The sequence below is a fragment of the Saccharothrix variisporea genome (assembly GCF_003634995.1).
GTDB classification, from domain to species: Bacteria; Actinomycetota; Actinomycetes; order Mycobacteriales; family Pseudonocardiaceae; genus Actinosynnema; species Actinosynnema variisporeum.
In genome coordinates this window covers 4,690,461-4,703,253 of the sequence record NZ_RBXR01000001.1, presented here as the reverse complement: position 1 = coordinate 4,703,253, position 12,793 = coordinate 4,690,461, and the positions used below count along the sequence as shown (strand labels likewise).

Here is a 12,793-nt window from a genome sequence, read left to right as displayed (position 1 = left end):
GTCACTCGGCAGGCGCCGTCACTCGGCAGGCGTCGGCACTGGACGCGCGGGCGGGCGTTCGGCACTCGGCGCGCGTCGGCTACCCGCCACAGCCGCCACCCGCCGCCGAACTGCCGCCGGCCGCCGGCGAACTGCCGCCGGCCGCCAGCGAACTGCCGCCGCCGAACTGCTGCCGGCCGCCGCCGAACTGCCGCCGGCCGCCGGCGAACTGCCGCCGGCCGCCGCCGAACTGCCGTCGGCCGCCGGCGAACTGCCGCTGGCCGCTGGTCGTGCGCGGCCGCTCGGTGCTGGGCGGTGGCCTGGTCGTGTGTGTCGGCCGGTCGGTGGGCGAGGGTGGCCGTCTGGGTGGGTCCTGTTGTGCTGGTGGACCCTGCCGCCCCGACCGCCGTTCCTAATCACGGTATCGCGCGAGATCGCGGAAAGTTGCGAATCGTGTATGTCACACGATCGGGTGTAGCTGCTGAAAGGGCTATCTGGCCTGGTCGTCGGGCGGCGGGTGTACCAGAGCGCAGCGCGGCCGCCCGACGAACAGATGTCAGCGGCGGAGGTCGCGGCCGATTACCAGGCGTTGGATTTGGTTGGTGCCTTCGAAGATCTGGAGGACCTTGGCCTCCCGCATGTACCGCTCCACCGGGAAGTCGCGCGTGTACCCGGCTCCGCCGAGGACCTGGACCGCGTCCGTCGTGACCTTCATGGCGGTGTCGGTGCAGACCAGCTTGGCGATGGCTGCCTGGCGGGTGAACGGCAGGCCCCGGTCGCGGCGGCGGGCTGCGGCCAGGTAGGTGGCGCGGGCCGACTCCACGGCTGCGGCCATGTCGGCTAGCAGGAATTCCAAGCCCTGGAAGTCGATGATCGGTCGGCCGAATTGGGTGCGTTGCTTGGCGTAGGAAACAGCCTGGTCCAAGGCGGCCTGGGCCAAGCCAACACCGCAGGCGGCGATGCCCAGGCGGCCTGAGTCCAAAGCGGACAGTGCGATCTTCAGGCCGTCGCCCTCGTTGCCGATCAGGCGGTCGGCGTCCACGGCAACGTTCTCGAAGCTCAGCTGTGCGGTGATGGAGCCGGTCAAGCCCATCTTGCGTTCGGGGGTGAGGGCCGAGAGGCCGGGGGCTTGGCCGGGGGACAGGAAGCACGAGATGCCTCGGCTGCCGGTGTCCGCCGTGCGGGCCATGAGGGTGTAGAAGTCGGCCACGCCGGCGTGCGTGATCCACGCCTTGGTGCCGTTGACGACGTAGTGGTCGTCCTGGCGAACCGCCCGCGTGGACAGGGCACCAGCGTCGGAGCCTGCGTGCGATTCGGACAGCGCGTACCCGCCCAGCTGCTCGCCGCCGAGCATGTCCGGCAGCCACTTCTCCTTCTGCGCCTCGGTGCCGAAGGTCGCCAACGCATAACTGGACATGATGTGCACGGACAGGCCGACGCCGACCGACATCCACGCCGACGCGATCTCCTCCAACGCCTGCAAGTACACCTCGTACGGCTGCTCGCCGCCGCCGAACCGCTCCGGGTACGGCAGGCCCAGCAGCCCCGTCTTGCCCAGCAGGCGGAACTTCTCCCGCGGGAAGCGCTCGTGCTCCTCCGCCTCGGCCGCGTGCGGTGCCAGCTCCTCCCGGGCGATCTCGCGGACCAGGTCCAGCAGGTCCTCGGCCTCGGTGGTGGGCAGCAGGCGTTCGGCGGGCATCGTCGACCTCCGACGGGGCGAGTACTAGTAGCAGTACTGTAGGACGTACGCCAGTACTGTCGCCAGTGAGTGTGACAGAGTTTCAACCATGACGTCCTCGATCGCGCGCAGGCCGCTCACGCCCCGGCAGGTCGACCTGCTCGGCCGGCTCGAGCAGCTCGTGTTGGCCGAGGGGTTCGCGCACTTCACGCTGGACGACCTCGCCGCCCGCCTGCACTGCTCCAAGTCCACCCTGTACGCCCTGGCCGCCAGCAAGGAGCAGCTCGCGGTCCGGGTCGTCGGCCGGTACTTCAAGGGTGCGGCCGAGCGGATCGAGCAGCGGGTGGCCGAGATCGGGGACGTGCGGGCCCGGGTCGGGACCTACCTCGCGGGTGCCGCCGAGGAGCTCAGGCGGGCGTCGGCGCAGTTCATCGCCGACGTGTCGGCCTTCGCGCCCACCCGCTCCACCTACGAGCGCAACGCCCGCGCGGCGGCGGAGCGCATCCGGTCGTTCATCCAGGAGGGCGTCCGGGAGGGCGTGTTCCGCGAGGTCCACGCCACGCTCGTCGCGGAGATGGCGGGGCTGCTCATCGAGGGCATCCAGACCGGCGTGCTCACGCGCCGCGCCGGGGTGACCGACGCCGAGGCGTTCACCGCGCTGGGCGAACTGCTGTTGGACGGGCTACGCAGAGAACGGAGCCAGGCGTGATCGTCGTCGCGGGTGAGGCGCTGGTCGACCTCGTACCGACCCCGGAGGGCACCCTCGCGCCCCGGCTGGGCGGCGGGCCGTACAACGTGGCCGTCGCCGCCGGTCGGCTGGAAGCACCGGTGAGCTTCCTGTCCCGCGTCTCCACCGACCTGTTCGGCGACCGGCTCCTGGAGCGCCTGCACGCCTCGAACGTGCGCACCGACCTGGTCCAGCGCGGCCCCGAGCCGACCACCCTGGCCGTCGTGGGCCTGGCCGAGGACGGCTCCGCCCGGTACTCCTTCTACGTCGAGGGCACCGCCGACCGGCAGGTCACCGACCCCGGTCCGCTGCCCGACACCGTCCGCGCGGTCTCCTTCGGCACGTTGTCGCTGGTCCTGGAGCCGGGCGCGAGCACCTACGAGCGGGTGCTGTGGCGCGAGTCCGAGCGCGGCGCGCTGACCGTGCTGGACCCGAACATCCGGGCCGGCCTGATCCGCGACCCGCTGGCCTACCGCGACCGCTACGACTCGTGGCTGCCGCACGTCGGCCTGCTCAAGGTGTCGGTCGACGACGCCCGCTGGCTCGCCGAACTGCCCGAGGACGCCCCCGAGGACGACGTGCTCGACGTCGCACGGGACTGGCTGGCGGCGGGTCCCGCGGCCGTCGTGCTGACCCGGGGTGGCGACGGTCTCGCCGTGCTCACCGCCGACGGCGTGATCCGCGTCCCACCGACCCCGGTCACCGTGGTGGACACGATCGGCGCGGGCGACACCGTGCAGGGCGCGCTGCTGGCGTGGCTGCACCACCACGACGCCCTGTCCACCGAGGCGGTCCGCGGTCTGGACAACGGGAAGTGGGCCGCGGCGCTGTCCTACGCGGGCGCGGCGGCGGCCATTACCTGCTCCCGGGCCGGCGCGGAACCGCCATTCAAACGCGAGCTGGAGATGACCTAGCTCTCACCCCTCTTGAGGTGGAGAAACACGGCAAAAGGGCTACGGTGGGGGATGCACGCTAGCCACCGTGCATCCGTGTGTGATGCCGGTCCCACCTCGCAGAATCGGTTCATGCCGCGGCTGTGGAGCGGGTTGTCCGCCGACTAGCGTGGCACAACTGACAGGACCCCAACGGGGTGGTGCTGCGGTGCGGGACACCTCACGTCCGCGCGCCCTCACGTGCGAGAACCCGCACGGGGCCACCCCGCCCTAGCGTGAGAGGGACTCTGAATGCCCGACGCGACGACTGCGCCGAACGACACCCGTACCGTCGCGCTGCGCCATCAGGGCGGAGAGCACGAGATGAAGGTAGTACCGGCCACCGAGGGTGCGCCCGGTATCGATCTCGGCAAGCTCCTGGCCACCACCGGCCTGGTCACCCTGGACAGCGGCTTCGTCAACACCGCGTCCTGTTCGTCCGAGATCACCTACATCGACGGTGACGCGGGGATCCTGCGCTACCGCGGCTACCCCATCGAGCAGCTCGCCCAGCGCTCGAACTTCATCGAGGTCAGCTACCTGCTGATCTACGGCGAGCTGCCGACGCAGGCGCAGCTGGACGAGTTCTCGTCCAAGATCAGCAGGCACACCCTGCTCCACGAGGACCTGAAACGCTTCTTCGACGGCTTCCCGCGCGACGCGCACCCGATGCCGGTGCTGTCCTCCGCGGTGTCCGCGCTGTCCACCTTCTACCAGGACAGCCTGAGCCCGTTCGACGCCAACCAGGTCGAGATCTCCACCATCCGACTCCTGGCGAAGGTCCCGACCATCGCCGCCTACGCCTACAAGAAGTCGGTCGGCCAGCCGTTCCTCTACCCGGACAACTCGCTGGGCCTGGTCGAGAACTTCCTGCGCATGACCTTCGGCTTCCCGGCCGAGCCCTACGACGTGGACCCGGACCTGGTCCGCGCGTTGGACCTGCTGTTCGTGCTGCACGCCGACCACGAGCAGAACTGCTCCACCTCCACCGTGCGCCTGGTGGGCTCCTCGGAGGCCAACCTGTTCGCCTCCATCTCCGCCGGCATCAACGCCCTGTTCGGCCCGCTGCACGGCGGCGCGAACAGCGCGGTGCTGGAGATGCTGGAGAAGATCAAGGCCGAGGGCGGTGACGTCGAGGCCTTCGTGCGCAAGGTGAAGAACAAGGAGGACGGCGTCCGCCTGATGGGCTTCGGCCACCGGGTCTACAAGAACTACGACCCGCGCGCGGCGATCATCAAGAAGACCGCCGACGAGATCCTGGGCAAGCTGGGCGCCGACGACCAGCTGCTGGACATCGCGAAGAAGCTGGAAGAGACCGCGCTCGCCGACGAGTACTTCATCGAGCGCAAGCTGTACCCGAACGTGGACTTCTACACCGGCCTGATCTACCGGGCGATGGGCTTCCCGACGAAGTTCTTCACCGTCCTGTTCGCGCTGGGCCGCCTCCCGGGCTGGATCGCCCACTGGCGCGAGATGATCAAGGACCCGGCCACCAAGATCGGCCGCCCGCGCCAGATCTACGTGGGTTCGCCGGAGCGCGCCTACGTGCCGGTGACCGAGCGCTGACGCTCACGACTCCAGGCCCGTGCCCTTGTGGGGTGCGGGCCTTTGTCGTGTGTCGGGGGTCACGGGGAACCTTTTGCGGTGCAGCCACCCTCCTGGGGGCATGACGAAGGGTGAGCGGGGCGGGGTCGCCATCGCGGCCGTGCTGCTGGTGGACGCCGTGGTGCACCTCTACTGGGCGACGGGGGCGCGGTGGCCGGCTCCCGACGAGTTCGCGTTGTCGGTCGCGGTGCTCGGGTTCGGGGTGGACTTCCGGCCGGGGCTGTTGGTGCCGCTGGCCGGGGTGCTCCTGCTGGGCGCGCTGGTGGTGTGGGGACGGGTGCGCTGGTCCGGCTGGTGGTGGCGGGCGGGGACCGCGGTGGTGGTCGCCGGGCTGGGCGTGCGCGGGCTGCTGGGCGTGCTGTGGGCGTTGCCGGGGACCGGGCGGCTGGCTCCGGTGTTCCTGTGGACCAACCTCGCGGCGACGGCGTTGTGCCTGGCGTTGGCGGTGCTGGGGTTCCGGTTGGTGCGCGGGGCGGTCGCGCGGGGTGTCGTCGTCGGGGTGCCGGCGGTCGTCGTCGGTGCGTTGGTGGCCGGCGCGTACGTCGTGACACCCGATCGGGTGGAGTACCGGCCTGAGCAGGGGCTGGGCGGGATGGCGTCCCGGTACGTCGACACCCCGGTGGCGCGGTTCCACTACGTGCGCGAAGGGGACGGGCCGCCGGTCGTGCTGCTGTCGCCCGGCGCGTCGTGGGTGGCCGGGTGGGGGCCGCAGATCAAGGCGTTGGCGGCCACGCACACCGTGTACGCCGTGGACCTCCCCGGGCAGGGGTTCACCGAGGCGCACGACGTGCGTTTCGACCTCGACGGGATGACCGCGGCGGTGGACGCGTTCCTGGGCGCCGTGGGCGTGGAGCGGGCGGTGCTGGCGGGGAACTCGTGGAGCGGTGGCTGGGCGTTGGCCTACGCCCAGCGCCACCCCGAACGGGTGACCCGGTTGGTGTTGCTCGCACCGTCCGGGTTGGACCGGCCGGACCCGGTCGGCTGGGAGGTGTTCAAGCTGCCGGTCGTCGGACGGGCGCTGGCGCGGCTGGGCGCGGGCAGCCGGGAGGCGCAGGAGGCCGGGGTGCGCGGGTTGTTCGTGCACCAGGACGCCGTCACGGCCGAGCTGGTGGACGGCTTCGTCGCCACGAACACGTTCCCCGACAACGTCCGTTCGCTGTACGAGCTGGAAGCCGGGCTCGACTGGAGCACCGTCGAAGCGGCACTGCCGACGACCCGGCAGCCGACCCTGGTGGTGTGGGGCCGGCAGGACACCGTGCTGCCGGTGGCGAACGCGGCGGTGTTCGCCGAGCGGCTGCCGGACGCCCGGGTGACCGTGCTGGACGACTGCGGGCACGCGTTGCCGCTGGACTGCGCCGAGCCGGTGACCGCGCTGGTGGAAGGCTTCCTGCGTGAGCGCTGACCTGCCCGTCGACCGCGCCGCCGACCTCGTGGTGGCGGCGCGGCGCGGCGACACGCTCGCGCTGGCCGAGCTGGTGGACCTGCTCGACCCGTACGTCGGGCGGATCTGCGGCTCGGTCGCGCTGGACGCGGGCGCGGACGCCGCCCAGGACACGCTGATCATCGTGTTGCGGCGCTTGGGGTCCCTGTCCGACCCGCGCGCGTTGTTCGGCTGGGTGCGCACCATCGCCCTGCGCGAGGCGCTGCGGCACGCGCGCTCGGAACGGGGTTCGGGTGACGACCGGCTGGCCGCCGTGCCCGCACCCGGCGACCCGGTGCTGGCTGCCGACATCCGGGACGTGCTGCGCCGGCTGAGCCCCGTGCACCGGGCCGTGCTGGTGCTGCGCGACCTCGAAGGACTGGACGAGGAGCGCGTGGCCGAGGTGCTGTCCGTCCCCACCGGAACCGTGAAATCCAGGCTGCACCGGGCACGTGCGGCGTTCAGGAAGGCGTGGACCTCATGACCCCCGACTGGCCGACCACCGGCCTCGACCCCGTGCGCAGGTTGCGGGCGACCGCGGCCGGCGTGCGCGGCGCGGCGGTGACCGAACGCGTGCTCGCCGCCGATCCCGCCGAGGTGTGGGCGCTGCTGACCGACTTCGAGGACGCCTTCACCCGCATCCAGCCCGACATGCGCGCGGTGGAGGTGGTGGAGCGGCGGGGTGACCGGGTCGTGCTGCGGGCGGCGAGCCGGTTCGGGTTGCGAGCGCGGCTGGTCGGGGTGCAGCGGCCGGGGTGGTGCTGGTTGCAGAGCCGGTTCCTGGTGATCGCGATGGCCGCCGCACCGGAACCCGGCGGTGGCACGCGGGTCGCCCTGACCGGCGGGGTGCGGCTGCCGCGCCGGCCCGCGATCGTGCCGTGGGGGGTGCGGCGGGAGTCGACCCGGTCGCTCGACGCGCTCCAGGCGCTGCTGGACCGCTGAGCGTTCCTGTCGTGCAGGCCGTGCGGGCGGCTCTTAGGGTCGGGTCGTGGACTCCGCGACTGTCGTCTGGTTCCGGCGTGACCTGCGGGTGGCCGACCACCCCGCCTTGTCGGCCGCTGCCGAGCGGGCGTCGCGGGGGCTCGCGTTGTACGTCTTGGACCCCCGGCTGTTGCAGGTGGCCGGACGGCCTCGGGTGGACTTCCTGTTCCGGTGCCTGCGGTCGTTGGACGCGAAGCTGGGCGGGCGGTTGATGGTCGTGTCCGGGGATCCCGTCGAGGTGGTTCCCGAGGTCGCGGAAAGCGTTGGGGCGCGGTCGGTCCACGTGTCCGGTGATGCCGGGCCGTACGGGCGGGAGCGGGACTCGGCGGTGGGTGAGCGGGTCGAGTTGGTGCGGGTCGGGTCGCCGTACGCGGTGACGCCGGGGCGGGTCCTGAAAGGGGACGGCAGTCCGTACCGGGTGTTCTCGCCGTTCCGGAAGGCGTGGCAGGAGCACGGGTGGCGCGGTCCGGCCGACACCGACGAGTCCACAGTGGACTGGATCGAGCCGCGGAAGAGCGAGCCGCTGCCGAAGGGCGAGCTGCTGCCGGACGTCCGGGAACTGTGGGAGAGGTTCCGGGACGAGCGCTTGCCGGACTACGCGGAGCACCGCGACCGGCCCGACCTGGACCGCACGAGCCGCATGTCGGCGTTCCTGCGGTGGGGTGTGGTGCACCCGCGCACGCTGCTGGCGGATTTGGGGCAGGACAAGGGATCCGCCGCGTTCCGGTCGGAGCTGGCGTGGCGCGACTTCTACGCGGACGTCCTGTGGCACCAGCCGGAGTCCGCGCGGCACAACCTCGACCGCCGCTTCGACCGGATGGAACTGGACCACGACCGGGAGCGGTTCGCGGCCTGGTGCGCCGGGCGGACCGGCTACCCGTTCGTGGACGCGGGGATGCGGCAGCTGCTCGCCGAAGGCTGGATGCACAACCGGGTGCGGATGGTCGTGGCGAGCTTCCTGGTCAAGGACCTGCACCTGCCGTGGTGGTGGGGCGCCCGGCACTTCATGAAGCACCTCGTGGACGGCGACCTGGCCTCCAACCAGCACGGCTGGCAGTGGGCGGCGGGCACGGGCACCGACGCGGCGCCCTACTTCCGCGTGTTCAACCCCGTCACGCAGGGGGAGAAGTTCGACCCGGACGGCGACTACGTCCGCCGGTACGTGCCGGAACTGCGGGACGTGCCCGGCCGGAAGGTCCACCAGCCCCGCGACCCGATCGTCGACCACGCCCACGAGCGCCAGGTCGCGCTGGCCCGGTACGCGGCCATCAAGGGTTAGCGCCCGGCAGGAACTGCACGCGGACCGTCTCGTCGTAGGGCACCACGACGGTCCGCCGCGCCTTGTCCCACTGCTCGGGCACCAGGAACAGCCGCCCGCCGGCCTCGGTCAGCAGTCGCAGGCCCTGGCAGCGGAACCGGAACGGTTGGCCGTCCTCGGCCGGCAGGGCGAACTGCTGCACGCCCGGGAAGCCGTCGGGCAGGTACAGCGGCTGCTGGAGGTCGAGGACCACGAGCGGCTGGGTGTTCAGCTCGCCGGCCATCTCCTGGGCGCGGCCACGGCCGTACGCGCCGGCGAAGATGTTCGTCGTCCAGAACAGGCCCAGCACCACCAGGCCGGTGAGCGCCGTCAGCACCAGGACCTCCGAGGGCGAACGCCTGCCCCGCCGAGGCCCCCGGTACGTCCAGATCGCGTAGGCCACCAGCGGCAGCCCCAACCCCAGGCACACGGCGGTCACCCCCGGCACCTCGTCCCGGAACGAGTTCGGGAACAACACGCCCGCGACGGCCCGCCCGAACGCCACCGCGCCGACCACCGCGAAGAAGACGGCCAAGCCCTTCGTGACCCGCGTGTGGCGACGCCTGTGCAGCACCTGCACGCCCCGGTGCGCGAACAGGCCCGCCATCAGCACCAGCAGCAGCCCGGCCAGGGGCGGGAAGATCACCTCCGTGCCGAGCAGGAGGAGTTCGGCGGTGGAGAGGTCCAGGGCGCCGAGGTCGACGCCGAAGTGCCGGTACCGGGTCAGCGTCGAGACGTAGCCGAAGTAGAACAGCAGCGCCGTGGCCAGCGTGGTGGGCGCGGCGACGGCGGCGAACGACTGGGCCCGGTCCAGCAGGCCGGGCGGGTCGGCGGGCTTCATGCGGGCTTCATCGCGAGGAGGACGTCGGCGGGGTGGTCGACGTCGTGGTGCCGGCCTTCGGGCAGCCGTCGACGAAGTCGTGCTCCTCCGCCGTGCACGGGTGCCACACGGTCGTCACGGTCTCGCGGTGGTGCCATTCGAGGAACACCGGCTGGGACGGGGACGGCCCCGCGGCGACCACCCGCGAGGTGTTGCACGGCGCGCTGGTCGCGGCCGAGCAGGAGGCGCGCAGGGTGAGCGTGATGGTGGTGTCCGCGCGCTCGCCGGGCGGCTTCCGTGCCACCACCGGCACGCCGCACCGCGCGTGGTCGAGGCTGTTGGGCGGTGGGAAGGTGAAGCCGCGGCAGTCGGCGTCCGCGCCGGCCCGCTCGCACAGCCCCTGCTGGCGGAACGACCCGGCGGCGACGGTGGAGTTGGAGAAGGCGACGTCGACCACCGTGATCGGCACGGAGATCTCGCCGACCCACGCGAAGGTCTTGCAGTCCACGTGGGTGGGTTCGTCGGTGAAGAGGTCGAACACCGGCGGGTCGTTGGACCACGGCGTGTCGGGCGTGCGGCCGTCCAGCCGGGCGGTGCCGATGGTGATCGTGAGCGGCCCGCGACCGGTGTCCGTGGTGGTCTCGGCGGTGGTCTCGGGCGGCGACGGGTCGAGCGTCTTGATGCCCGTGGTGAGGGTGGTCGTGGTGGTCGGCCCGACGGGTGCGGGCGCGCCGTTGCAGCCCACGACCAGCACCAAGGCGCAGAGCGGGGCGAACCTGGCAGCGACCATCGTGACCGCCTCCCTCGCGGAGGATGCGTTCACGGGTGGGATCGGCTCCTGCCCCGCGCGGATTAGCCGATTTCACCCGATCGAGTTAACCCACGATCGGGCTATCGCAGCACGTCCCGCAGCCGCACGCGCGCCCCGGTCCGCAGCACCGCGTTCGCGTACACCCGGCCACCCAGCCACGTGATCGCCGCGATCGCCGCCAGCGCCAGCACCACCGCCAGCAGCACCTGCCACGCGGGTGCCACGCCCATCGCCATCCGGCCCGGCATGAGGATCGGCGCGAACGGCGGCAGCACCGACAGGACCGCCACCAGCGCGTCCGACGCGTCCTGGATCATCAGGTTGATGCCGACCACGAACGCGATCACCACCGCCATGCTGATCGGCGTCAGCACCGACTGCAGCTCCTCCTGCCGCGACACCAGCGACGCCGCCGCCGCGAACACCGTGGCGTAGAGGAAGAACCCGAGCAGGTACCACAGCACGCCGGTGGCCAGCGCGCCCCCGGCCACCCCGGTCACGTCGACCACCCCGGACGCCGACGACAGCACCAAGCCGGTCGTCCCGATCAGCACCAGCTGCGCCAGCCCGACCAGCCCGAGCCCCAGCACCTTGCCCAGCAGCAGCTGCGACGGCCGCAGCGTGGACAGCAGGATCTCCACCACGCGGCTGGACTTCTCCTCCACCACGCCCTGCGCCACCATCGTCCCGTAGACCAGCAGCGAGTAGTACAGCAGCGCCGCGATCACCAGGCCGATCGCCAGCCGCTGCCCGCGCTGGGCGTCCTCGGGCTCCAGGGCCACGACGTCCACCGCCGCCTGCTCGACGTTGCGCGCCACGGTCGCCGGGTCCAGCCCCGCCTCCGCGAGCTGCGCGTTGAGCACCTGCTGCTTGACGATCAGGTCGATGGAGTTGCGCAGGTCGTCGCCGAGCCGGTCCTTGACCACCACCCGCAGCCGGTCCGGCGCCCCGGTCACCAGCGCGTCCAGCTCGCCCGCGCGCACCTGCGCCTCGGCCGCCGCCACGTCGCCGACGTCCACGGTGACCAGTTCGCGCCCGAACGACTTCGCCGTCGCCTTCAACGGCTCGGCCAGCACGGTCGCCTGCCCGTTGAGCGCCACGGTGTCCCGCTCCGCCCGGTCGAACAGGACGGTCTGCAGCAGCACGTACCCGGCGAGCACGGCGATGATGGCCAGCGTGCCGACGACGAACGAGCGGGTCCGCACCTTGGTCAGGAACTCCCGGCGGGCGACCAGGAAGACCGCCCGGCTCGGGGTGAGGGTGGTCATGCCGCGTGCTCCTCGGTGACGACGCTGCGGAACAGCTCGGTCAGCGTCGGCCGCCGCCGGGTGAACTCGCGGACCGGGCCGGTGGCCAGGGCGGCGTGCAGCACGGCCTGGTCGTCGGCGTCCGGACCCAGCTCCAGCGTGGTGCGGGTGCCCTCGACGTGCAGGGTCCGCACGCCGGCCAGGCCGTCCGCCCACCCGTCGGTCGCGTCGGGCGCGTCCACGACCAGGTGCACGCTGCCGCCCGACCGCAGCTCCTCGACGGTCCCGCAAGCCACCAGCGACCCGGCGCGCACGATGCCGACCCGGTCGCACAGCCGTTCCACCAGGTCGAGCTGGTGGCTGGAGAACACCACCGGCACGCCCGCGGCGGCCTTCTCGCGCAGCACCTGGCTCATCACGTCCACCGCCACCGGGTCCAGCCCGGAGAACGGCTCGTCCAGCACCAGCACGTCCGGGTCGTGCACCAGCGCCGCCGCCAGCTGCACCCGCTGCTGGTTGCCCAGGCTGAGCTTCTGCACCTCGTCGTCGCACCGGTCGCGCAGACCCAGCCGGGCGATCCAGTCCTGCGCCGAGCGCTGCGCGGCGGCGGTCGGCATGCCGTGCAGCTCGGCCAGGTACACGAGCTGGTCGAGCACCTTCATCTTCGGGTAGAGGCCGCGTTCCTCGGGCATGTAACCGATGCGGCGGCGGGTCTCCAGCGTGACGGGAGCGCCGTTCCAGCGGACCTCGCCGGCGTCGGCGGCCAGCACGCCCAGCGCGATCCGCATGGTCGTGGTCTTGCCGGCCCCGTTGCTGCCGACGAACCCGAACAGCTCGCCGGCGCGCACGTCGAAGGTCATGTCCCGCAGGGCGACGACCGGACCGTAGCGCTTGGAGACCCGGTCGACCTCCAGCACTCCCTGTGCCACGCGTGCCCCTCTCTCCTGATCAGCCGTACACCCGCGTGGACAGCGGTTCGAACGGCTCGCGGCTGAACACCGCTTCCACGGGCAGGCCGAACACCTCGCAGATCCGCAGCGCCAGGTCCAAGCCCGGGTAGTGGTCACCCCGTTCCAGCGCGCCGATGGTCTGGGGGTTGACCCCGACCGCCCGCGCCAGACCCACCCTGGTCATCCCCCGCTCGACCCGCAGCACCCGGATCCGGTTGTGGATCCGCCGTTCGACGTCCCGGCGTGCCGGACTCATGCTACGAAGTGTTGCGAAAACCCAACAGAACGGCAAGTAAACAATTCACACAATAGACCGAACGGCGGTATCCAAGCCGAGCGGGTCCGG

The 12,793-nt window shown here is 71.9% G+C and carries 13 protein-coding genes; 7 read left to right on the top strand and 6 right to left on the bottom strand.

Going from position 1 to position 12,793, the window contains the following annotated elements; genetic code table 11:
- Positions 1 to 535: 535 nt before the first annotated feature.
- A complete protein-coding gene (locus DFJ66_RS20945; RefSeq protein WP_121223375.1) occupies positions 536 to 1,678 on the bottom strand; it encodes an acyl-CoA dehydrogenase family protein in 1,143 nt (380 codons plus the stop codon).
- Positions 1,679 to 1,766: 88 nt separating this feature from the next.
- Here DFJ66_RS20945 and DFJ66_RS20940 point away from each other — a divergent pair, with 88 nt between their 5' ends.
- The 7 genes from DFJ66_RS20940 (at position 1,767) to DFJ66_RS20910 (ending at position 8,601) form a co-directional block, all read left to right on the top strand.
- On the top strand, positions 1,767 to 2,366 hold the full coding sequence (locus DFJ66_RS20940; protein ID WP_121223374.1) for a TetR/AcrR family transcriptional regulator: 600 nt from the start codon (positions 1,767 to 1,769) through the stop codon (positions 2,364 to 2,366).
- The gene (locus DFJ66_RS20935) at positions 2,363 to 3,298 is read left to right on the top strand and encodes a carbohydrate kinase family protein (RefSeq protein WP_121223373.1); all 936 of its coding nucleotides are present in this window, start codon (positions 2,363 to 2,365) and stop codon (positions 3,296 to 3,298) included. The genes DFJ66_RS20940 and DFJ66_RS20935 overlap by 4 nt, the downstream gene beginning before the upstream one ends.
- A 270-nt stretch (positions 3,299 to 3,568) precedes the next feature.
- Positions 3,569 to 4,882, top strand: coding sequence for a citrate synthase (locus DFJ66_RS20930; RefSeq protein ID WP_121223372.1), 1,314 nt, complete (start codon positions 3,569 to 3,571; stop codon positions 4,880 to 4,882).
- Positions 4,883 to 4,982: 100 nt separating this feature from the next.
- Entirely contained in the window at positions 4,983 to 6,323 is a 1,341-nt protein-coding gene (locus DFJ66_RS20925) for an alpha/beta fold hydrolase (RefSeq protein ID WP_121223371.1), read from the top strand.
- Positions 6,313 to 6,825: an RNA polymerase sigma factor gene (locus tag DFJ66_RS20920; protein WP_121223370.1), complete on the top strand. Its 513-nt coding sequence runs from the start codon at positions 6,313 to 6,315 to the stop codon at positions 6,823 to 6,825. The genes DFJ66_RS20925 and DFJ66_RS20920 overlap by 11 nt, the downstream gene beginning before the upstream one ends.
- Positions 6,822 to 7,283: an SRPBCC family protein gene (locus tag DFJ66_RS20915; RefSeq protein ID WP_121231489.1), complete on the top strand. Its 462-nt coding sequence runs from the start codon at positions 6,822 to 6,824 to the stop codon at positions 7,281 to 7,283. The genes DFJ66_RS20920 and DFJ66_RS20915 overlap by 4 nt, the downstream gene beginning before the upstream one ends.
- Before the next feature lie 46 nt (positions 7,284 to 7,329).
- Positions 7,330 to 8,601 (top strand): cryptochrome/photolyase family protein, encoded by a 1,272-nt coding sequence (locus DFJ66_RS20910; protein WP_121223369.1) that lies wholly within the window; start codon positions 7,330 to 7,332, stop codon positions 8,599 to 8,601.
- On the opposite strand, the gene DFJ66_RS20905 is transcribed toward DFJ66_RS20910, so the two are convergent.
- The 5 genes from DFJ66_RS20905 to DFJ66_RS20885 form a co-directional block, all read right to left on the bottom strand.
- Entirely contained in the window at positions 8,591 to 9,460 is an 870-nt protein-coding gene (locus DFJ66_RS20905) for a hypothetical protein (protein WP_121223368.1), read from the bottom strand. The genes DFJ66_RS20910 and DFJ66_RS20905 overlap by 11 nt on opposite strands.
- Positions 9,461 to 9,467: 7 nt before the next feature.
- Positions 9,468 to 10,229: a hypothetical protein gene (locus DFJ66_RS20900; protein WP_147459323.1), complete on the bottom strand. Its 762-nt coding sequence runs from the start codon at positions 10,227 to 10,229 to the stop codon at positions 9,468 to 9,470.
- Positions 10,230 to 10,330: 101 nt separating this feature from the next.
- Positions 10,331 to 11,518 (bottom strand): ABC transporter permease, encoded by a 1,188-nt coding sequence (locus tag DFJ66_RS20895; protein ID WP_121223366.1) that lies wholly within the window; start codon positions 11,516 to 11,518, stop codon positions 10,331 to 10,333.
- Complete coding sequence (locus DFJ66_RS20890) at positions 11,515 to 12,426, bottom strand: ABC transporter ATP-binding protein (RefSeq protein ID WP_211351252.1); 912 nt, start codon at positions 12,424 to 12,426, stop codon at positions 11,515 to 11,517. The genes DFJ66_RS20895 and DFJ66_RS20890 overlap by 4 nt, the downstream gene beginning before the upstream one ends.
- A 19-nt stretch (positions 12,427 to 12,445) precedes the next feature.
- The gene (locus DFJ66_RS20885) at positions 12,446 to 12,703 is read right to left on the bottom strand and encodes a helix-turn-helix transcriptional regulator (protein ID WP_121223365.1); all 258 of its coding nucleotides are present in this window, start codon (positions 12,701 to 12,703) and stop codon (positions 12,446 to 12,448) included.
- Positions 12,704 to 12,793: the final 90 nt, after the last annotated feature.